The organism is uncultured Roseobacter sp. (assembly GCF_947493125.1).
Lineage (GTDB): Bacteria > Pseudomonadota > Alphaproteobacteria > Rhodobacterales > Rhodobacteraceae > Roseobacter.
Window position 1 is genome coordinate 106,938 of sequence record NZ_CANLQB010000003.1, and the last position, 19,015, is coordinate 125,952.

At 64.1% G+C, this 19,015-nt stretch carries 21 protein-coding genes; 14 read left to right on the top strand and 7 right to left on the bottom strand.

Translation table 11 applies throughout. The features are described from left to right. Positions 1-21: 21 nt before the first annotated feature. Positions 22-2,229 carry a PBP1A family penicillin-binding protein gene (locus tag Q1A71_RS06920; protein WP_299673405.1) on the top strand — a complete coding sequence of 736 codons (2,208 nt, stop codon included), beginning with the start codon at positions 22-24 and terminating at the stop codon, positions 2,227-2,229. A gap of 329 nt (positions 2,230-2,558) precedes the next feature. On the opposite strand, the gene Q1A71_RS06925 is transcribed toward Q1A71_RS06920, so the two are convergent. Both Q1A71_RS06925 and Q1A71_RS06930 read right to left on the bottom strand, forming a co-directional pair. Beyond that, positions 2,559-3,158, bottom strand: a complete 600-nt coding sequence (locus Q1A71_RS06925) for a phospholipid-binding protein MlaC (protein WP_299673407.1) — start codon at positions 3,156-3,158, stop codon at positions 2,559-2,561. Then, a complete protein-coding gene (locus Q1A71_RS06930) occupies positions 3,148-3,933 on the bottom strand; it encodes a VacJ family lipoprotein (protein WP_299673409.1) in 786 nt (261 codons plus the stop codon). Before Q1A71_RS06930 ends, Q1A71_RS06925 begins: the two co-directional genes overlap by 11 nt. A gap of 406 nt (positions 3,934-4,339) precedes the next feature. Between Q1A71_RS06930 and Q1A71_RS06935 the strand changes: the two genes are divergently transcribed. From Q1A71_RS06935 to Q1A71_RS06955, 5 genes are read left to right on the top strand one after another with little or no spacing between them, the layout of a single operon-like run. After that, positions 4,340-4,798 carry a RidA family protein gene (locus Q1A71_RS06935; protein ID WP_299673411.1) on the top strand — a complete coding sequence of 153 codons (459 nt, stop codon included), beginning with the start codon at positions 4,340-4,342 and terminating at the stop codon, positions 4,796-4,798. Further along, positions 4,795-5,562, top strand: coding sequence for a glycerophosphodiester phosphodiesterase family protein (locus Q1A71_RS06940; RefSeq protein WP_299673413.1), 768 nt, complete (start codon positions 4,795-4,797; stop codon positions 5,560-5,562). The genes Q1A71_RS06935 and Q1A71_RS06940 overlap by 4 nt, the downstream gene beginning before the upstream one ends. Before the next feature lie 47 nt (positions 5,563-5,609). Then, positions 5,610-6,797, top strand: a complete 1,188-nt coding sequence (locus Q1A71_RS06945) for a GNAT family N-acetyltransferase (RefSeq protein WP_299673415.1) — start codon at positions 5,610-5,612, stop codon at positions 6,795-6,797. Continuing rightward, entirely contained in the window at positions 6,794-7,090 is a 297-nt protein-coding gene (locus Q1A71_RS06950) for a 4a-hydroxytetrahydrobiopterin dehydratase (protein ID WP_299673417.1), read from the top strand. The genes Q1A71_RS06945 and Q1A71_RS06950 overlap by 4 nt, the downstream gene beginning before the upstream one ends. Positions 7,091-7,093: 3 nt before the next feature. Beyond that, positions 7,094-8,026: a mechanosensitive ion channel domain-containing protein gene (locus Q1A71_RS06955; RefSeq protein WP_299673419.1), complete on the top strand. Its 933-nt coding sequence runs from the start codon at positions 7,094-7,096 to the stop codon at positions 8,024-8,026. Positions 8,027-8,086: 60 nt separating this feature from the next. On the opposite strand, the gene Q1A71_RS06960 is transcribed toward Q1A71_RS06955, so the two are convergent. After that, the gene (locus Q1A71_RS06960) at positions 8,087-8,575 is read right to left on the bottom strand and encodes a peroxiredoxin (RefSeq protein ID WP_299673421.1); all 489 of its coding nucleotides are present in this window, start codon (positions 8,573-8,575) and stop codon (positions 8,087-8,089) included. 100 nt (positions 8,576-8,675) lie between these two features. On the opposite strand from Q1A71_RS06960, the gene Q1A71_RS06965 reads away from it, so the two are divergent. From Q1A71_RS06965 to Q1A71_RS06975, 3 genes are read left to right on the top strand one after another with little or no spacing between them, the layout of a single operon-like run. Further along, on the top strand, positions 8,676-9,884 hold the full coding sequence (locus tag Q1A71_RS06965) for an FAD/NAD(P)-binding oxidoreductase (RefSeq protein WP_299673423.1): 1,209 nt from the start codon (positions 8,676-8,678) through the stop codon (positions 9,882-9,884). Beyond that, positions 9,881-10,438 (top strand): 16S rRNA (guanine(966)-N(2))-methyltransferase RsmD, encoded by a 558-nt coding sequence (rsmD, locus tag Q1A71_RS06970; protein WP_299673425.1) that lies wholly within the window; start codon positions 9,881-9,883, stop codon positions 10,436-10,438. The genes Q1A71_RS06965 and rsmD overlap by 4 nt, the downstream gene beginning before the upstream one ends. 17 nt (positions 10,439-10,455) lie before the next feature. After that, complete coding sequence (locus Q1A71_RS06975; RefSeq protein WP_299673427.1) at positions 10,456-10,635, top strand: hypothetical protein; 180 nt, start codon at positions 10,456-10,458, stop codon at positions 10,633-10,635. Here the strand turns inward: Q1A71_RS06975 and map are convergent. Beyond that, a complete protein-coding gene (gene map, locus Q1A71_RS06980) occupies positions 10,620-11,438 on the bottom strand; it encodes a type I methionyl aminopeptidase (protein WP_299673429.1) in 819 nt (272 codons plus the stop codon). The genes Q1A71_RS06975 and map overlap by 16 nt on opposite strands. 65 nt (positions 11,439-11,503) lie before the next feature. Then, positions 11,504-12,211, bottom strand: a complete 708-nt coding sequence (gene sfsA / locus Q1A71_RS06985) for a DNA/RNA nuclease SfsA (RefSeq protein ID WP_299673431.1) — start codon at positions 12,209-12,211, stop codon at positions 11,504-11,506. Between the two features lie 47 nt (positions 12,212-12,258). Between sfsA and Q1A71_RS06990 the strand changes: the two genes are divergently transcribed. The 4 genes from Q1A71_RS06990 to Q1A71_RS07005 are packed head-to-tail and all read left to right on the top strand — an operon-like array spanning position 12,259 to position 15,215. After that, complete coding sequence (locus Q1A71_RS06990; RefSeq protein WP_299673433.1) at positions 12,259-12,984, top strand: molybdopterin-binding protein; 726 nt, start codon at positions 12,259-12,261, stop codon at positions 12,982-12,984. Next, positions 12,981-13,706 (top strand): GNAT family N-acetyltransferase, encoded by a 726-nt coding sequence (locus Q1A71_RS06995; RefSeq protein ID WP_299673435.1) that lies wholly within the window; start codon positions 12,981-12,983, stop codon positions 13,704-13,706. The genes Q1A71_RS06990 and Q1A71_RS06995 overlap by 4 nt, the downstream gene beginning before the upstream one ends. A gap of 1 nt (position 13,707) precedes the next feature. Further along, the gene (locus Q1A71_RS07000; protein WP_299673437.1) at positions 13,708-14,280 is read left to right on the top strand and encodes a peroxidase-related enzyme; all 573 of its coding nucleotides are present in this window, start codon (positions 13,708-13,710) and stop codon (positions 14,278-14,280) included. A 41-nt stretch (positions 14,281-14,321) separates the two neighbouring features. Continuing rightward, positions 14,322-15,215, top strand: coding sequence for an OmpA family protein (locus Q1A71_RS07005; protein WP_299673439.1), 894 nt, complete (start codon positions 14,322-14,324; stop codon positions 15,213-15,215). A 72-nt stretch (positions 15,216-15,287) separates the two neighbouring features. Here the strand turns inward: Q1A71_RS07005 and Q1A71_RS07010 are convergent, their stop codons facing one another. After that, complete coding sequence (locus Q1A71_RS07010) at positions 15,288-16,193, bottom strand: LysR family transcriptional regulator (RefSeq protein ID WP_299673441.1); 906 nt, start codon at positions 16,191-16,193, stop codon at positions 15,288-15,290. Between the two features lie 244 nt (positions 16,194-16,437). Here Q1A71_RS07010 and Q1A71_RS07015 point away from each other — a divergent pair, with 244 nt between their 5' ends. Then, positions 16,438-16,881: a DUF4399 domain-containing protein gene (locus Q1A71_RS07015; protein WP_299673443.1), complete on the top strand. Its 444-nt coding sequence runs from the start codon at positions 16,438-16,440 to the stop codon at positions 16,879-16,881. A gap of 7 nt (positions 16,882-16,888) precedes the next feature. Here Q1A71_RS07015 and Q1A71_RS07020 read toward each other — a convergent pair whose 3' ends face one another. Beyond that, positions 16,889-18,916: an NADPH-dependent 2,4-dienoyl-CoA reductase gene (locus Q1A71_RS07020; protein WP_299673445.1), complete on the bottom strand. Its 2,028-nt coding sequence runs from the start codon at positions 18,914-18,916 to the stop codon at positions 16,889-16,891. Positions 18,917-19,015 lie beyond the last annotated feature (99 nt).

Below are 19,015 nucleotides of genomic sequence, written 5' to 3' on the forward strand. Positions count from 1 at the left end.
CAATGGGCCGGGCAGGTCGTCATGAGTGATTCACGCAGAGGCAAGCGACCGCTGGTCGCTGATCGGCGCTATACGGCGTCTCCCAAGACTGCGCGCAAATCCAAGGCCAAGCCGAAGGCGAAGGCCAAGCCGCGCAAGACGGCCCGGCGCAGGGCACCGGCGCGGCGGCGCGGCGGTCTGATCGGACTTTTGCAACGGCTCATCGGGTGGGTGGTGCGGCTGGTTTGGCGCATCACCTGGCGCGTGGGTGCTGTGGCCTGCCTCGGGTTGGCGCTGATGGTGGGCTATTACTACACGACCCTGCCGGATGTGACCGAACTGCTGGACGGGCGCGCGCGCGGATCGGTCACGCTACTGGACGATCAGGGGCGGGTCTTTGCCTGGCGCGGCGATCAGTTCGGCGGGGCGATCACCACCGAGACCGTCTCGCCCCATCTGCGCAATGCGATCATCGCGACCGAGGACAAGCGGTTCTATCATCACTTCGGACTCAGCCCGCGGGGGATCGCCAGTGCGGTGCGCATCAACCTGAGCGAAGGGCGCGGGCCACTCTCGGGCCATGGTGGCTCGACCATCACGCAGCAGACGGCCAAGCTGCTCTGTCTCGGGGTGCCGTTCGATCCGACGGTGCAGAGCGAGGCGGACTACGAGGCGGATTGCCGGCGCGGCACGATCAAGCGGAAGGCGTCCGAGGCGATCTATGCGCTGGCGATGGAGGCGAAGTATTCCAAGGACGAAATCCTGACGGTTTACATGAACCGGGCCTTTCTGGGTGCCGGTGCGCGGGGGTTCGAGGCGGCGAGCCAGCGCTACTTTGGCAAATCGGCGGCGAATGTCTCCCCGGCGGAGGCGGCGATGTTGGCCGGGCTTCTGGTGGCGCCCACCCGTTTTGCGCCGACCAACGATCTGGCACGGTCACAGAATCGGGCGGCAACCATCGTGCGGCTGATGAACGAGCAGGGCTATCTGAGCGACAGCGAGGCGCGGGAGGCCCAGAACAACCCCGCACAGCTGTCACAGGCCGCCGAGGCGCGGGCGGGCGGGTATTTCGCCGATTGGGTGATGTCATCGGGGCCGGAGTTCTTCACGCGAAAGACTACAGAGGACGTGATCATCAAGACCACGCTCGACCAGCGCATTCAGCGTGCCGCGGATGACGCCATGGACTGGGTCTTCGAGAACAAGGTGCGCCCGGGCAGCAAGGCGCAGGCGGCCATTGTGGTGATGTCCGCCGATGGGGCCGTGCGCGCCATGGTCGGCGGGCGCGAGACCAAGGTGGCGGGCGCCTTCAACCGCGCCGTACAGGCCAAGCGCCAGACGGGATCGGCCTTCAAGCCCTTTGTCTACGCCGCCGCGCTTGATCTGGGCTATTCCCCGAACGACACGGTGACGGACGAGCCCCTCACAATCAATATCCCGGGCTCGGGCCCCTGGTCGCCGCGGAACTACACCAATCAGTTCTACGGCAAGGTGACGTTGACGGAAGCGCTCAAGGACAGCCTGAACATCCCCGCGGTGAAGGTGTCGGAGTTCGTGGGCCGTGACCTGGTGCGGCAGGTGGCGAGCGATTTCGGTTTGGAGAGTGATCTGGCGGCGGGACCCGCGCTGGCGCTCGGGGCGTCCGAGAGCACGCTCATCGAGATGACCAGTGCCTATGCGGGCATTCTGAACGGCGGGTCTTCGGTGCAGCCCTATGGGCTGATCGAACTGCGCCTGCTGGGCGATGAGGAGCCTCTGATGGGCACCGGCGGGGGCATCGGCGAGCGCGTGGTGCAGGAACAGGCGGCCCGGCAGCTGATCTATATGATGGAGAAGGTGGTCTCGGACGGCACCGGAAAGCGCGCGCAATTCGGCGGACGGCAATTGGCGGGCAAGACGGGCACCACACAAGCCGCGCGGGATGCCTGGTTCGTGGGCTTCTCCGCGGATTACGTGGCCGGGGTCTGGATGGGGTATGACGACAACACACCGCTCACCGGTGTCACCGGCGCCGGGCTGCCGGCCGAGATCTGGCGCGAGACCATGGCGCGGGTGCATGAAGGTGTGCCGGCGAAACCGTTGCCGATGATGGGGCCGTCCAATGCGGGCGCCGAGCGTGAACCGCGCGGCGGGCAGCAGACGGGGGGTGGGGCGGTTGGCCTTCTGGAAGGGTTGCTGCGCGACATTCTCGGAGGCGGCGGCACAAGTGGTCGCCCGGCACCAGACAATGTGCATGGACCGGACCGGTAGGACATCGGGCAAAACCTGAAAGGCTGACGTGCCGAACGGAGCGCGGTGATCGACGCTTGGAGCAAGGTCGAGCGCTGCCCGGAAATGGCGGGTGGCGTACCTCTTGAGCGGTTCGGGGCGGATGATCGGGCCCATCGCGCGTCGGGCCGGATCAGATCGCTGGAAGCTCTCCCGTTGTGGCCCGCAGGTGGCGCTGCCCTCGCAGTCCAAGGGCGTGATGCGATGAGTTGTGCACCGGCGGACGTCAGGCGCATCCAAGCGCATACCCACTGCCGCCGAGAGACAGCAGCAGTGGGTGACTCTGGGTTCGAAACCCTGTCTGGTTTTGATCAGCCTGCGTTGCGCAGATCGCTGATCATGGCGTTGATGTCGCCGCCGCGGCGGTCGAGCATCGCGCCGATTTCACCGCGTTCGGTCAGCAGCAGGTTCACGCCTTCGATATAGACGTTGAAGAACTTGTTGCTGCCGGACTTGTCGGAGATGTGGAAGTTCACCTCGAACGGGCCTTCGCCGCGCAGATAGGCCAGGGTCTGGATCTCATAGCCCGCCCGGATCTCGCGCGCGGACTGGATCTCGACCCGACCGCCCACGAAATCGCGGAACTGGCGGCCATATTTGCGGGTGATGTAGGTGGTGAACGCGTCATTGAAGGCGCGCTTTTGCGAGGCGGAGGCGGAGCGGCCGTCGGCACCCAGCGCATATTGCGCCATGATGTTCACATCCGCATAGCGCGCGAAGAGCTTTTCGAACTCGCGCAGGATGGCGGCGTCCGACTGCCCGGAACTGATGACGCGGTCGATGTCGGCCACGACCTTGTCCACCAGTCGGCGTGCGGCGGCTTCGGTCAGAGCGTTGGCGGGGCTGGCCGTGATCAGGGCAACGGCGGCGGCACTCAGGAAAACATCTCGGCGGGTGAGATTACTCGGCATAGGGGTCCTCATAGGGGTCAGCTGCAAAGGGGTCGATATCGGTCTGATCGTCCTGTCCCAGTTCGAACCTGCGGTTTTGCAGGTAGATCGAGCGCGATTGCGCATAGCTGTCCGCACTTTCATAGAGCACGGAATCAATCGAATCGGAGAATTTCTCCCGGTCGTTTAGCACCGAGGCCGTGGCTGTGGAGGGCGGCACGGCGCGCAGGTCGTCGTCGAACTTGTTGTTCGTGTTGGTCGTCAGCGGGTTGGTGAAGAAATCCACCACCAGCCCCACCGCATCGCGCTGTGTGGAGGGGCCGAAGACCGGCAGCTCCACATAGGCGCCTTCGCCCGCGCCCCAGACCGCGAGCGTTTCGCCGAAGTCGGTGCTGTGCTCGGGGATATTCAGCTCGGTTGCGGGGTCAAAGAGCCCGCCGATCCCGAGTGTGGAGTTCATCACGAAGCGCAAGGTGGCCAGGCCGGTGCCGCGCAGATCGCCTTGTAGCAGGCTGTTCACCGCCACGCGGGGCATCGAGAGGTTCTCTGAGAAATTGTTGACGGTATTGCGGATCTCCACCGGAACCACGCCATAGGCCTGTGAGACGGGCCGCACCAGGTTCTTGTCGAGCCCTTTGTTGAAGCCGTGCACCTTGCGGTTCTGCGTCTCGTAGGGGTCATTGATCCCATCGGAGCGGGTCACGGCCTCTTGCGTGGCGCAGGCACCCAGGGCGAGCACTGTGAGAAGGGCGAAGGTGGGCCGCGCGGACGCCTTGGGGAAGTGGAAAGCAGGCACTGATATCATCCTGTGAAATTGACTGAGCGGTAGGTAAGACTTCTTGCGGTAAAGCCCAGAGGGCTTGGGAGTGGAATTCCTGCGATGTGGCAGTTGCGCGACAGCGTCACAGTACTGGTTTTGGGCCTATACAGTCCACGATTCAACGGGCAAGCCCCGAATTGTGAGCGGAAATGTGTTGATGCAACCTGCACGGGTGACTGAGGGAGGTCAAGAGGGGCTGCTGCGCGCCGCCGGATTATCCAGTGTACCAAGGTGGTTAGCCTCGGGATCAGGCGATGCGCCCGGCGTTTCGGGGCGGAGGCCCGCGCCCCCCATATGCGCTTGTGGATTGCCGCGGTCTGGGCATAGTTTGACCCGCAGGGCGTGTCGCGGCACGCCCGGACCTATCTAAGAGGATTTCATCATGTCTATTGCCTCCCGCCTTGCCGACCTGGGCGTCAGCCTGCCTGATGCGCCTGCTCCTGCCGCCAACTATGTGCCTTTCGTGAAGGTGGGCAGTACGCTCTATGTCTCGGGCCAAATCTCAAACGGTCCGGATGGCCTGGTGACGGGCAAGCTGGGCGCGGAGCTGGACGTGCCTGCGGGGGCCGAGGCAGCCAAGCTCTGCGCGATCAGCCTTCTGGCGCAGGTGAAGGTGGCCTGTGACGGGGACATCGAGCGCCTCGTGCGCGTCGTGAAGCTCACCGGCTTCGTCAACTCCACTGCCGACTTCACGGATCAGCCCAAGGTGATCAACGGCGCCTCCGATTTCCTGGTCGAGGCCTTGGGAGACGCCGGGCGCCACGCGCGGTCCGCGGTCTCCGCCGGGTCCTTGCCGCTGGGCGTTGCGGTGGAGATCGAAGGGATTTTCGAGATCAGATGACCGTCGCGCTGCCGCAGGCCTTCCTGCGTCGCCCGCTGGCACATCGTGCGTTGCATGATGTGGCCCGCGGGCGCCCCGAGAACAGCCGCGCCGCCGTGCAGGCGGCGATCGACGCAGGCTACGGGATCGAGATCGACGTTCAGATGAGTGCCGATGCGCAGGCCATGGTGTTTCACGATGATGCGCTGGACCGTCTCGCCGAGGGCGAGGGCGCTGTTCGGGCCGTCTCGGCACAGGCGCTGGGGCAGATACCGCTGAAAGGCGGCACGGAGGGCATACCTGATCTTGCGGAGATCATCTCGCTCGTGGCCGGACAGGTGCCACTGCTCATCGAGATCAAGGACCAGGATGGTGCTTTGGGCCCCGATGTCGGGCCGCTGGAAGCAGCGGTGGCGGCTGCGCTCGAAGACTATGAGGGGGCTGTGGCGGTCATGTCGTTCAACCCGCATGCGGTGATGCGCATGGCGGAGCTGTGCCCGGAGGTGCCGCGCGGATTGGTGACCGATGCCTTCGACGCAGCCCATTGGCCCATCCCCGAGGCCCGCCGCGTCGAACTGCGCGCGATCCCGGACTATGACCGCACCGGCTGCAGCTTCATCAGCCACAACTGGCACGACCTGGACCGCCCGCGGGTGGCAGAGCTGAAGGCGCAGGGGGCGCAGATCCTCTGTTGGACGGTAAAGTCGGCGGAAGATGAGGCAAAGGCCCGCAAAATCGCCCAGAATATCACCTTCGAGCAGTACCGCGCGCCGCTGCCCGCTTGAACCCGCGCAGCCGGGGCACAAGTAAGGCTGTGAGCAGAGGCGACGCGATGCAGGAACAGGAAATCGAGATCAGGGTGCTGCCCTCGCTGCGTGACATTGATGCGGCGGAGTGGGATGCCTGTGCCTGCCCCGAATCTGTGGGCGGTGCGCGGCCCACGGACCCGTTCACGACGTATCGGTTTCTGCGAGCTCTGGAGGACAGCGGCTCGGTCGGGACGGGCACGGGCTGGCAGCCGCAGTACCTGACCGCGCGCATCGAAGGCCAGTTGATCGCCGTGGCGCCGATGTATGCGAAGTCGCACAGCCAGGGGGAATACATCTTTGATCACAACTGGGCGCACGGCTATGAGCGGGCGGGCGGGCGCTACTATCCCAAGCTGCAGGTCGCGGTGCCACACACGCCCGCCACCGGACGGCGGCTGCTGGTGCGCCCGGGATTTGAAGAGACGGGCACGGCGGCGCTGATCCAGGGGGCGGTGCAACTGGCGGAGAACAATCGTCTGTCCTCGCTGCACCTGACGTTCTGCACGGAGGAAGAGGCGGCGCGCGGGCAGGCCATGGGGCTGATGCTGCGCAAGACGCAACAGTTTCATTGGCTGAACGACGGATATGCGGATTTTCACGGCTTCCTGGCGAGCCTGAGCTCGCGCAAGCGCAAGAATATCCGCAAGGAGCGGGCCCGCGCGCAGGCCTTCGGCGGCACCATCCGGACCTTCACGGGAGATGCGCTGGAGCCGGAGCATTGGGACGCCTTCTGGCGCTTCTATCAGGACACAGGTGCACGGAAATGGGGAACGCCCTACCTGACGCGTCAGTTTTTCGATATGGCACAGGAGAGCTTGCGCGACGACATGGCGCTGGTGCTGGCCGAACGCAATGGGCGCTGGGTGGCGGGTGCGTTGAACTTTTTCGGCGCCGAGGCGTTATATGGCCGGTATTGGGGATGCACCGAGCATCACCCTTGCTTGCATTTCGAGCTGTGCTACTACCGCGCGATCGACATCGCCATCGCGGAGGGATTGGCGCGGGTCGAGGCGGGCGCGCAGGGCGAGCACAAGCTGGCGCGGGGCTATCTGCCACAGCCCACGTGGTCGCTGCACTGGGTGAATGACCCGGGCTTTGCGAAAGCCATCGGCGACTATCTGGAGGCCGAGCGCGCGGCGGTCGATGAAGAAATCACGGTGCTGACGGAGTACGGGCCTTTCAAACGAGCCCAAGTTGAGGAACAGGAATGACGGAAAAACTGAGCGAAGAGACGCGCGGCCCCCTGCTGGAGCCGCTTTTTGCTGCCGGATGGCAGATGGTCGATGGGCGCGATGCCATCCAGAAGACCTTTGTCTTCAAGGATTTCACAGATGCCTTCGGGTGGATGACCCGCGTGGCGATCTGGGCGGAGAAATGGGACCACCACCCGGAATGGAACAATGTCTACAAGACGGTCGATGTGGTGCTGAGCACCCATGATGTGGGCGGATTGAGTGCGCTGGACGCCAAGCTCGCACGGAAGATGGACAGTCTCTCGGAGTAAACAATGGAAGACCTACTGCAAACCGAAATCTGGCAGGGCAAGACCCTTGCCGATCTGCTGACCCTCGACTTTCTGCTGAGCGCTGCGGGCTCCGTGCTCGCAGCCATCGGCATTCTTATCATCGGCTGGATCGTCTCTGCCTGGCTGCAGCGGCGTATTCAGAACCTGGGCAAGAAGCACCGCCATCTGGACGACACGCTGTTCGACTTCCTGTCGTCCATCGTCCGTTATGTGGTGCTGGGATTTGCCGTTCTTTTCGTGCTCAACACCTTTGGGGTGCAGACCACCTCGGTCGTCGCCATCATCGGTGCCGCTGGTCTGGCCATCGGTCTGGCGCTGCAGGGCACGCTGTCAAATGTCGCGGCGGGGGTCATGCTGATCCTCTTCCGGCCGGTCAAGCTCGGAGATTTTGTTGAAGTTGGCGGCGAGATGGGGACGGTGAAAGCGATCACGTTGAATTTCACAGAACTGGCGGATCTCAGCAACGTGCAGGTGATCATCCCGAACTCAGAGGTCTGGGGCAATGTGATCACCAACTATTCGACAAATCCGACCCGTCGTGCGGAATGGACCTTCGGTGTCGGCTATGGCGTGAACCTCGCCGATGCGCAAAAGATCATTCTGGACACGATCATGGCGGACGCACGCTCCAAATCCGATCCGGAGCCGTTCATTCAGGTGAACAATCTGGGCTCCAGCTCGGTCGATTTTCTGGTGCGTGTCTGGGTCGATGCGGCGGAGTACTTCGCCTATCAGGCTGATATGAAGCGGGCTGTTAAAGAGGCGCTGGACGCAGGCGGAATTGATATTCCCTTTCCCACGCGCACCATCGTGCGTGCGGATGCGGATGAGAGCGATGACGAGGCGGATCAAAGCGCCGGAAATGGCGCGGCGCGCAGGGGCCTTGACGGCGACCCGGACGACCAGCACGCCTGACACGGGGCGTAGGCGGCTATGCGGCGGCCCGGAGCGTCTCCGCCCCGGGCGGCCTTTGTCTTACATGTTTTCGAGCAGTGCTTCGCCGCCCGAAACCTCGCAGACGCCGGGGCTTTCCTCGGCCTGCAGCAGCGTCACCGTCCCGTCATCGACCAGCATCGCATAGCGCTTGGATCGCGCGTGCAGCCCGGCGGGTGGCGCGTCGAAGTCCATGCCGATCGCCTTGGTGAAGGAGCTGTCCGCGTCGCCCAGCATGGTGATGCCTGCGGCGGTGGCGCCGGTGGCTTCGCCCCAGGACTTCATGACGAAGGGGTCGTTCACCGAGATGCAGATGATCTCGTCCACGCCTTTGGCGTCGAACTGATCCTTGGTGCGGATGAAGCTCGGCACATGCGCGGAGTGGCAGGTGGGCGTATAGGCGCCCGGCACGGCGAAGATCACCACCTTGCGGCCCTTGGTCTTGTCGGCAAGCGACACGGACGCTGGCCCATCCGCGCCCAATTGGACCAGAGTTGCGTCGGGAAGCGGATCACCCGGTGATATCGTCATGTGCTAGGCCTTTCTTGCAATTGCGTTTGTCGCTCTTGCGGATATAGGGTGCGGCCTTGGGCGAAGCCAGAGAATTCCTTAACAAGAAGAAGGGGGCGAGATGCGCCACATCGTAGTGATCGGGGCGGGACAGGCGGGCGCGTCTTGCGTCGCCAAACTGCGCAACGCTGGCTGCGAGGATCGGATCACCCTGATTGGTGCGGAACCGGTGCCGCCCTATCAACGTCCGCCGCTGTCCAAGGCATATCTCATGGGTGAGATGGCGTTGGAACGGCTGTTTCTGCGCCCTGAGAGCTTTTATGCCGAGCAGGATATCACGCTGCGGACAGGTGCGGAGGTGACAGCCATCCTCCCCGGCGAGCAGTCGGTGCACCTGGGCGGCGAGACGCTGAGCTATGATGATCTGGTCCTGACCACGGGATCGGTCCCGCGCCGCCTGCCCGCCAGCATCGGGGGGGATCTCGATGGCGTTTACTGTGTGCGGGACCTTGCCGATACGGACGCCATGGCCCCGCGTTTTCAGGCAGAGCGCCGCGTTTTGATCGTGGGCGGCGGTTACATCGGGCTGGAGGCTGCCGCCGTTGCCGCCAAGCAGGGGCTGCAGGTGACGTTGGTCGAGATGGCGGAGCGGATCCTGCAGCGGGTCGCGGCCCCCCAGACGAGCGATTACTTCCGGGCGCTTCACGCAGGGCACGGTGTTGAGATCCGCGAAGGGGTGGGTCTGGACCGGCTCACCGGTGATGGGGCGGTCAGTGGGGCGGTGCTGAGCGATGGTACTGAGCTTGAGGTCGACTTCGTGATTGTGGGGGTTGGCATTGCGCCTGCCACCGCGCTGGCCGAGGCTGCGGGGGTGGAGGTCGACAATGGCATCTGTGTGGACGGGCAGGGACGCACGTCGGTGCCGCACATCTGGGCGGCAGGAGATTGCGCATCCTTTCCTTATCGAGACGCGCGGATCCGGTTGGAGAGTGTCCCGCACGCGATTGACCAGGGGGAACTGGTCGCCGAGAACATCATGGGCGCCCGCAAGGACTATGTCGCCAAGCCGTGGTTCTGGTCGGATCAGTATGACGTGAAACTGCAGATCGCCGGGTTGAACACCGGCTATACGGATGTGGTCAGCCGCATCGGCGCCGGGCAGAGCGCCTCCTTCTGGTACTATGACGGCGATGCCCTGCTGGCGGTGGATGCCATGAACGACCCGCGGGCCTATATGATCGGCAAGCGGTTGATCGAGGCGGGCAAGAGCGCAGACCCGTCGGTGGTGGCCGATGCGGACGCCGACCTGAAGCCGCTCTTGAGCGCGTGAGGATCATCGCGGGTCAGTACCGCGGGACGCCGTTGGCCAGCGTCGGTAAGGGCGACACCGCAGCGCATCTGCGTCCCACTGCCGATCGCGTGCGCGAGAGTCTTTTCAGCATGCTGACCCATCACGATGTGATTGCGGGCGCACGGGTTCTGGACCTCTTTGCCGGGACCGGCGCGCTGGGTCTGGAGGCGCTGTCGCGCGGGGCGGCGCATGTGAGCTTTGTCGATGACGGACGCGTAGCGCAGGGGCTGATCCGACAGAACATCGCCAAGCTGCGGGTTGCCGACAGAACCGCGCTGTTGCGACGCGATGCCCTGCGTCTGCCGGTCTTTGACGGTGCGCCCTTCGATCTGGTCTTCCTCGATCCGCCCTATGGCAAGGCGTTGGGGGAGAAGGCGCTGGCAGTGGCGGAGGCTGGCGGCTGGCTTGCGCCGACGGCCTTTGTGGTATGGGAGGAGGCGCAGCCGATGGCCGCGCCGGAGAGCTTCGCGCTTGTGGACCAGCGGCGCTATGGCGACACGCATATCACGTTGCTGTCGAAAACAGCAGTCTGATGTGCTAGGCGAAGGTCATGTTCGCCTCAGCCGTTTCTCTCTTCTGGCCGCTCATCGAGACGCAGGCCACCACGCAGCCCGAGGAAAAGCGCCGCGCGGCACCGGTCTTCATCGGGGATGCGGTCCAACCCTTCGGCGAGGACACCCTGCTTTTGGCCATCCTGCGTCGTGACGCTGAGGATCAACCTACCGAATAGGTCGGGTGGAACAGCCCGCCGGGCGAAAGGGTGAAGATCTCGGCCCCATCTGCCGTCACGCCAATCGAATGTTCGAACTGCGCGGAGAGCGACTTGTCGCGGGTCACGGCTGTCCAGTCATCAGCGAGCGTCTTGGTTTCGGGACGGCCCAGATTCACCATCGGTTCGATGGTGAAGAACATACCTTCCTCAAGCGTGGCACCGGTGCCGGGGCGCCCGTAGTGCAGCACATTGGGCGGTGCGTGGAAGACCCGGCCCAGCCCGTGCCCGCAGAAATCGCGCACCACGGACATGCGGTGACTTTCCACGAAAGACTGGATCGCATGGCCGATATCCCCGAAGGTCTTGCCCGGCTTCACCGCGTCAATGCCGATCATCAGCGCGTCATGGGTGACTTGGATCAGCCGCTCGGCCTTGCGCGGCAGTTTGCCCGCCACATACATGCGGCTGGTGTCTCCGAACCAGCCATCGACGATCACGGTGACGTCGATGTTGAGGATGTCGCCGTCCTTCAGCCGCTTGTCACCCGGGATGCCGTGGCAGACCACGTGGTTGACCGAGATACAGCTGGCGTGCTTGTAGCCCTTGTAGCCGATGGTGGCGGAGGTGGCGCCTGCCTCCTCGACCATCTTGGTGATGGCATCATCGATGGCACCGGTTGTCTGGCCCACAAAAACCAGCTCGGCCACATCATCGAGGATGCGTGCGGCCAGCGCGCCCGCGGCCTTCATGCCCGCGAAATCGGCTGGGTCGTAGATGCGGATGCCGTCCTTGGTGTGGCGGCTGCGAAGGTCTTCGTCCACGAATTTGCTCCATCGTGACTTTTGGCGCGCTTGTAACGCGTGAAAGACCTGAGAGCCAGAGGCCGTCAGATCCGGATATCGAGTGCGTCTGAGATGTCGACGCCTTGACGCGAAATATTGGTGCCGAAACATAAAGTTTCAACGCCTTGGGCGCGAGCGGTACGATACGCCGCACCATACCGCGGATCGATGTCGGACGCGAGCGTGAACTGGGTGCTGTCCGTGCGCTGGACGAGGTAGAGCATGATGGCGCGATGGCCGGCCTTGGCCATCCCGGCAAGCTCGGTCAGATGCTTGGCGCCGCGGGCGGTCACGCTGTCGGGGAATTCGGCCACGCCCGGGCTGCGTGACAGTGTGACGCTTTTCACCTCCACGTAGGCATCCGGCAGGCCCTCTTCCTGCAGCAGAAAGTCGATACGGCTGCCCGTGCCGTATTTCACCTCTGGTCGCACCGTGCCGTAGTCGGCCAACGCCGGGATCTGCCGGGCCTCGAGCGCCGCCTTCAGTGCCTTGTTGGGCAGCGAGGTGTCCACGCCGGTGAAATGCCCGTTTTCGTGATCGACCAGCCGCCAGCCGTACTTGAGCTTCTTCTTGGGGTCGTCATTGGGCTCGAGCCAAACCCGGGTTCCGGGCTCCGCGAGGCCCATCATGGAGCCCGGGTTTGCGCAATGGGCGGTGATCTCCGCCCCGCTGCCTTCCAGCACGCAATCGGCCAGAAAGCGTTTGTAACGGCGGGTCAGGCGGGCGGGGACAAGATCGGTTTGAAAGCGCATGAGGCCGGGTCTATACCTGCGCGAAGGCGAGACGCAAGGAAGACCCCATGCCCAACCCCACGGCTGCGATGATGGTGATCGGAGATGAAATCCTCTCCGGGCGGACGCGGGATGCGAATATGTATCACCTCGCGGGCAAACTGACCGAGGCGGGGATCGACCTGCGCGAGGTACGCGTCATCAGCGATGACCGGGCGGCGATCATCGCGGCGGTGCAGGCTCTGGCCGCGGCGCATGACCACGTCTTCACCAGTGGCGGTATTGGCCCGACCCATGACGATATCACCGCCGATTGCATCGCAGCGGCCTTTGACGCGCCGATCGACGTGCGCGCCGATGCGCGCGCTCTTCTGGAGCAGCATTATGCCAGCTCCGAGACGGAGCTGAACGCGGCGCGGCTGCGGATGGCACGCATCCCGGACGGGGCGGCGCTGATCGACAACCCGGTTTCTGCGGCGCCCGGCTTCACGCTGCAGAACGTGCATGTCATGGCCGGGGTCCCATCCGTCTTTCAGGCGATGGTCGAGGGGCTCCTGCCTCAACTGGTGGGTGGCGCGCCGCTTGTGTCGGAGACCCTGCGAATTCATCGTGGCGAGGGGGATATTGCGGGACCGCTCGGCGCCCTCGCGGAGGAATATCCGATGCTGAGCCTGGGCTGCTACCCGTTTCAGCAGAAGAACGGCAGCTATGGTGCGAATGTGGTGATCCGCGGTGCGGATGCGGCATTGGTCCGACAGGTGAAAGAGCGGCTGGCCGAGACGTTTCCCGAATGACACTGGCCCCGCTTTTCGAGGCGGTCGATGCGACGTGGCCTGCCGCCAGCCGGACGCCCGTCGGCCCGTGGATCCTGCGGGATGGGCAGGGCGGCGGCAAGCGGGTGTCGGCGACCTCCGCCACGAATGTCGCTCAGCCCTCCGACATCCCGGTCGCCGAGGCGGCGATGACGACGCGCGGGCAAAGCCTGCTCTTCACCTTGCGCCCGGAGGACCGAGAGATCGACGCGGCCCTCGCGGATCGCGGCTATGGCGTGGTCGATCCCACCAACATCTGGCTCGCCCCTATCGCACGGCTGACGGATGTGCCGGTGCCGCGCGTCACGGCGTTCTGCATCTGGGAACCTTTGGCGATCATGGAAGAGATCTGGGCCAAGGGCGGGATCGGCCCTGCGCGGCTCGACGTGATGGCGCGGGCTGGGGAGAAGACGGGAATCCTCGCGCGCTGGAATGAACGGCCTGCGGGTGCGGCCTTCGCGGCGCTTCATGAAGAGATCTGCATGGTGCATGCGGTGGAGATCCTGCCCGAGCAGCGCCGGCAGGGTGTGGCGAGCTGGGTCATGCGGGCGGCGGCCTTCTGGGCCCAGGCCCGCGGGGCACAACAGATCTCCGTCCTGTGTACTCAGGCCAACACAGGTGCCAACCGGCTCTATTCCTCTCTGGGCTTTGAGACGGTGGGGCAGTACCATTATCGACAGAAAGACGCGCAGAAGGTGCCCTGATATGGCGGATAATTCCCTCCCGACAGCTTTGAATTTGCCGATGGTCGAACCCCTTCCGGAGGCGACACAGACATATTTCGATGTCTGCCAGGAGAAGCTGGGTATGATCCCCAATGTGCTGCGAGCCTATGCCTTCGACATCGAAAAGCTCGATGCGTTCACGGCGATGTACAACAACCTGATGCTCGCGCCCTCGGGGCTCAGCAAGCTGGAGCGGGAGATGATCGCCGTGGTGGTGTCCTCGATCAACAAGTGCTTTTATTGTCTGGTGGCGCATGGGGCGGCGGTGCGGGCCTTGTCCGGGGATCCGCAGTTGGGGGAAGTCTTGGTGATGAACTACCGGGTTGCCAAGCTCGATGCGCGCCAGCGCGCGATGCTCGATTTCGCCGCGCAGATGACCACGTCGAGTGCGACCATTGAGGAGCAGGACCGCGATGCGCTGCGCCAGGTCGGCTTCACGGACCATGACATCTGGGATATCGTCAGTGTGGCTGCGTTCTTCAACATGACCAATCGGGTGGCCAGTGCGACAGCCATGCAGCCCAACGACGACTATCACGCCCAGGCCAGATGACGGTGCGCCCGGCAGCCTGGTGCCTCGCAGGTGCGCTCAGCGTGAGCAGCGGGTGGGCGGCGGACCTCACGCTCCCGCCTGGCGCGCAGATGACGGTGGAACGTGCGACGGAATTGGACAGTTTCGAGGCGCCCATAGGCGCATTCGCCGGCGGTGCTGTGCCGTCCCGCAGACTGGAGGGGGCGGTAACCCGGCGCGCCTGGCGGATCGGCACCGGCGGTCTGACGCCCCTGCAGGTGATGGCGCCGGTGCGGGAGCAGATCGAAGCGCTTGGCTATGATATCGTGTTTGAGTGCAGCAACCGTGCCTGTGGCGGGTTCGATTTTCGCTTTGCCGTCGAGGTTCTGCCGGGGCCGAATATGTACGTCAATATCGGCTCCTTCCGTTATCTGACGGCGTTCAAGGGTAAGGAGGGCGATCCTGAAGAGGCTCTGACCGTCTTGACAAGTGCAACCGCGGCGTCTGCCTATGTGCAGGTAATCCACACAGCCGCCGGAGATGCGGTGCGCCCGCCGGTGGCGGTGGCACCGGTGACACCACCCGTCGCCGAAGCAGCCTCGAACGCGCCGCCGAACCTTCTGCGTGATGGTTTCGTGGTCCTCGACGATCTCGATTTCGATACCGGCACCACAGCGCTCGGTCCGGGGCCCTTCGGCTCTCTGACCCGGCTGGCGGAATTGATGACCGCGCGGCCCGAGTTGCGCGTGGCTTTGGTCGGGCACACGGATACCGTCGGCGGGCTTGCGCCCAACATCACCCTGTCCCGGGAGCGGGCTCAGGCGGTGCGGGCGCGGTTGGTTGATCAGTATCAGATTGATCCCGACCGGCTCGATGCGGAAGGCATGGGCTACCTCGCGCCTGTGGCGACCAATCTGACGCCGGAGGGGCGCGAAAAAAACCGGCGCGTCGAGGCGATCCTGCTCAATGTCGACTGACGATAGCGACGCGTATTGGTGCGGAGAGGTGCCGCTTGTCGCGGGATAGGCCTTGCGTGGACCTGTCTGACGTTACCAGTCCGATGGGCCTTTTTCGGCAAAGGCGTGCACGAGGAAGTCGATGAAGGCGCGCACTTTCGGTTGTGTGAAGCGCCCGGGCGGGTAGACCGCGTAGATGCCCTGGGTTTCGACCGGCAGATCGGGGATGGCGTCCTCGACGAGGCCCTTTTCCATGGCCTCGGCATAGAGAAAACTGGGCAGATAGGCGATGCCAAGGCCGGAGATGGCGGCGTTCAGCAGCGATTGACCGTCGTTGACGCTGAGCCACCCTGCAGTGCGGACCTGACGTTTCTCACCCGAGGGGGCGGTCAGTTTCCAGACGTTGCCGGAGGATTGGTTCGAATAGTGCAGCAGTTTATGGGCGTTCAACTCGTCGATCTTCTGCGGGCGGCCGTATTTTTCGAAGTATTCCGGGCTCGCAATCATCCGTTTGGTTGTCTCGGTCAGCTTGCGGGCGCGCAGGGAGCTGTCTTCCAGCTCGCCGATACGGATCGCCATATCGAACCCTTCGGATATCAGCTCAACATAGCGATTGTTGAGCACCATGTTCACAGTGATGTCCGGGAAATCCGACAGAAAGTCGCTCAAGACCGGTGAGAGGTGGTTCACCCCGAAGTCCGTGGCCACCGAGATGCGCAAAAGGCCCGAAGGCGCGCTCTGCATCGACGTGACCAGCGCATCGGCTTCGCCTGCATCGTTCAGGACCCGCCGGGCACGGTCGTAATAGGCCAGACCGATCTCGGTGGGGCTGACCCGCCGCGTGGTGCGATTGAGCAGGCGCGCACCCAGGCGCGCTTCGAGCGAGGACACATGTTTGGACACGGCGGATTTGGAGATCCCCATCTTCTTGGCCGCATCGGTGAAGCCGCCCTGGTCAACCACCGTGGCAAAAGCTTCCATTTCTGTGAGGCGGTCCATGGCCTTCCCTTCTTTGGTCTGTCGGGTCCGCGACCGGATATGGCGGAGAATTTGGGCAGGAACGCGGCGGAGGTAAGACAGTATCACGGTTTTTGAATGGATCGCGGGACAGTGTGACACCTCGGCGGTTTTGCAGGTCCGCGCGGGTGCGGCTCTCCCCCGGGGCCGGATGGGTCGGGCCTTTCGACAAACGGCCCATTTGGTCTATATCTTTCGGAGTGAGCTTGATCTGGGAGGAGACGACATGACACGACTGTTCGCCACAATTGCCGCCGGGATACTGGCCGCCAGCGCTGCCATTGCGGGTGGGGAAACGCCATCCAACCCGGATGCGGAGCTCTATTTCGTCAATCTTGAAGATGGCGCGACGGTGTCATCGCCGGTGCAGGTGATCTTCGGCCTGCGGGGCATGGGGGTCGCCCCGGCTGGAGCCGAAGTGGAGAATACCGGCCATCACCATCTGTTCATCAACCGCCCGCCCCTGGGAGAGGGTGAGTTCGGTGCGGAGGAACTCGAGCTGGGCATTCCAGCGGATGAGAACCATGTGCACTTTGGCGGTGGTCAGACCGAGACAACCATCGAACTGCCGCCCGGAGAGCATACGCTGCAGCTGGTGCTGGGTGATGCGGGCCATGTGCCGCATTCCACGCCGATCGTATCAGATGTGATCACGATCACCGTAGAGTAGCCGCCGGTCAGAGGGCCGCGGCGAGCCGTGTGCCCTGGTTGATCGCGCGCTTTGCATCAAGTTCGGCGGCCACATCGGCGCCGCCGATTACGTGGCAAGGCGTGCCCTGGACCTCCAGAGCATCGGCGAGGCTGCGATCAGACAGTTGCCCGGCGCAGAGCACGATGGTTTCGGCCTCGATCAGCGTGGGATTTTCGCGCGTCTCGCCGTGGGAGACCACGATGCCGCCCGCTTCGATACGCTCGTAGTTGACACCGCCGATCATCTTGACGTCCTTCATCGCCAGCGCCGCGCGGTGGATCCACCCCGTGGTCTTGCCGAGGCGTTTGCCGGGTTTCTCGGCCTTGCGCTGCAGCAGGGTGACCTGCCGTGCAGGTGCCTCGGGCTGGGGACCTTCGGGAGCCAGGCCGGAGCGGTGCTGGGCCGGGTCGGCTACGCCCCATTCACGCATCCAGTCGGGCAGGCTTTCCGTGGGGCTGGTCCCCTCATGCACAAGGTACTCGGCCACATCGAAACCGATGCCGCCCGCGCCGATGATCGCGACGCTCGCGCCCACCTTGGCCTTGCCGCGCAGCACGTCGATGTAGCTGAGCACATGGGGTGCGTCCTGTCCCGGGATTTCGGGATCGCGTGGCATCACACCGGTTGCGATGATGACCTCATCGAACCCGGCCAGATCGGAAGCGGTGACGGTCTGGCCAAGCTGCGTGGTGATGCCATGCTCGGCGATCATGGTGCGGTACCAGTCGACCAGCCCCCAGAACTCCTCCTTGCCCGGCACCTGTTTGGCCATGTTGAGCTGGCCGCCGATCTCACCGGCCTGATCGAAGAGGGTGACGTTGTGCCCGCGCTCCGCAGCCGTCATCGCGGCAGAGAGCCCTGCCGGGCCCGCACCGACGACAGCGATGGATTTCGCCGCATCGGTGGGCGTGATTTGCAGTTCCGTCTCGTAACAGGCGCGCGGGTTCACCAGACAGCTTGAGATCTTGCCGCTGAATGTATGGTCCAGGCAGGCCTGGTTGCAGGCGATGCAGGGGGCGATTTGGTCGGATTTGCCCGCGATGGCCTTGGCCACGAAATCCGCATCCGCCAGCATGGGTCGCGCCATCGAGACCATATCGGCGCAGCCACCCGCCAGCACTTCTTCCGCCACTTCGGGTGTGTTGATCCGGTTCGAGGTGATCACCGGGATACCGACCTTGCCCATCAGTTTCTTCGTGACCCAGGCGAAGGCCGCGCGGGGCACCGAGGTCGCGATGGTCGGGATGCGCGCCTCGTGCCAGCCGATGCCGGTGTTGATGATCGTGGCGCCTGCGGTCTCGATTTCCTGGGCCAATTGCACCACCTCGTCATGGGTGGATCCGTTGGGGACCAGGTCGATCATCGACAGCCGGTAGATCAGGATGAAGTTCGGACCGACCGCCTCGCGCGTGCGGCGGACCACTTCGATGGGCAGGCGCATCCGATTTTCGTAGGATCCGCCCCAGCGGTCGTCGCGCTTGTTGGTATGCGTGACCAGGAACTGGTTCAGGAAGTAACCTTCCGAGCCCATGATCTCGACGCCGTCATAGCCTGCCTCCTGCGCGCGCTGCGCGCAGGTGACGATATCGCTGATCTGTTTTTCGATACCGTCTCCGTCCAGCTCGGCGGGCGGGAAGGGCGAGATAGGGGATTTGATTGCCGAGGGCGCCACACACTTCGGTCCGTAGGCATAGCGGCCCGCGTGCAGGATCTGCATTGCGATCTTGCCGCCGTCCGCATGCACAGCCTTCGTGATCACGCTGTGGTTCGCGACATCTTCATCCGTGACCATCATGGCAGCGCCCGGCAACACGGACCCTTCGAGGTTGGGGCCAATCCCGCCGGTGACCATCAGCGCCACCTGACCGCGCGCACGCGCGGCGTAGAATTCGGCGACCCGGCCCCAGTCCTTTGTCTCTTCCAGCCCGGTGTGCATCGAGCCCATGAGCACGCGGTTCTTCAGCGTCGTGAAGCCCAGATCGAGCGGTGCCAGAAGATGCGGATAGTCGGCCATGGAAACTCCTCCCCGGATGGTCTTGGCACGGGATCACATTTTCACATATGGGCTGTCACGTCGAACGCGGCGTCACAAGGCCGCGCGAAGTGGGATGCA

Bases quoted from the DNA above. Each gene is read 5' to 3' on its own strand.
- Q1A71_RS06995 (WP_299673435.1), top strand. From the start codon at position 12,981: ATGACACTGGCCCCGCTTTTCGAGGCGGTCGATGCGACGTGGCCTGCC.
- Q1A71_RS06955 (WP_299673419.1), top strand. From the start codon at position 7,094: ATGGAAGACCTACTGCAAACCGAAATCTGGCAGGGCAAGACCCTTGCC.
- Q1A71_RS06965 (WP_299673423.1), top strand. From the start codon at position 8,676: ATGCGCCACATCGTAGTGATCGGGGCGGGACAGGCGGGCGCGTCTTGC.
- Q1A71_RS06945 (WP_299673415.1), top strand. From the start codon at position 5,610: ATGCAGGAACAGGAAATCGAGATCAGGGTGCTGCCCTCGCTGCGTGAC.
- Q1A71_RS06990 (WP_299673433.1), top strand. From the start codon at position 12,259: ATGCCCAACCCCACGGCTGCGATGATGGTGATCGGAGATGAAATCCTC.
- Q1A71_RS07010 (WP_299673441.1), bottom strand. From the start codon at position 16,193: ATGGACCGCCTCACAGAAATGGAAGCTTTTGCCACGGTGGTTGACCAG.
- Q1A71_RS07015 (WP_299673443.1), top strand. From the start codon at position 16,438: ATGACACGACTGTTCGCCACAATTGCCGCCGGGATACTGGCCGCCAGC.
- Q1A71_RS06950 (WP_299673417.1), top strand. From the start codon at position 6,794: ATGACGGAAAAACTGAGCGAAGAGACGCGCGGCCCCCTGCTGGAGCCG.
- Q1A71_RS06920 (WP_299673405.1), top strand. From the start codon at position 22: ATGAGTGATTCACGCAGAGGCAAGCGACCGCTGGTCGCTGATCGGCGC.
- sfsA (WP_299673431.1), bottom strand. From the start codon at position 12,211: ATGCGCTTTCAAACCGATCTTGTCCCCGCCCGCCTGACCCGCCGTTAC.
- Q1A71_RS07020 (WP_299673445.1), bottom strand. From the start codon at position 18,916: ATGGCCGACTATCCGCATCTTCTGGCACCGCTCGATCTGGGCTTCACG.
- Q1A71_RS06935 (WP_299673411.1), top strand. From the start codon at position 4,340: ATGTCTATTGCCTCCCGCCTTGCCGACCTGGGCGTCAGCCTGCCTGAT.
- Q1A71_RS06975 (WP_299673427.1), top strand. From the start codon at position 10,456: ATGTTCGCCTCAGCCGTTTCTCTCTTCTGGCCGCTCATCGAGACGCAG.
- Q1A71_RS07000 (WP_299673437.1), top strand. From the start codon at position 13,708: ATGGCGGATAATTCCCTCCCGACAGCTTTGAATTTGCCGATGGTCGAA.
- Q1A71_RS06940 (WP_299673413.1), top strand. From the start codon at position 4,795: ATGACCGTCGCGCTGCCGCAGGCCTTCCTGCGTCGCCCGCTGGCACAT.
- Q1A71_RS06925 (WP_299673407.1), bottom strand. From the start codon at position 3,158: ATGCCGAGTAATCTCACCCGCCGAGATGTTTTCCTGAGTGCCGCCGCC.
- Q1A71_RS06960 (WP_299673421.1), bottom strand. From the start codon at position 8,575: ATGACGATATCACCGGGTGATCCGCTTCCCGACGCAACTCTGGTCCAA.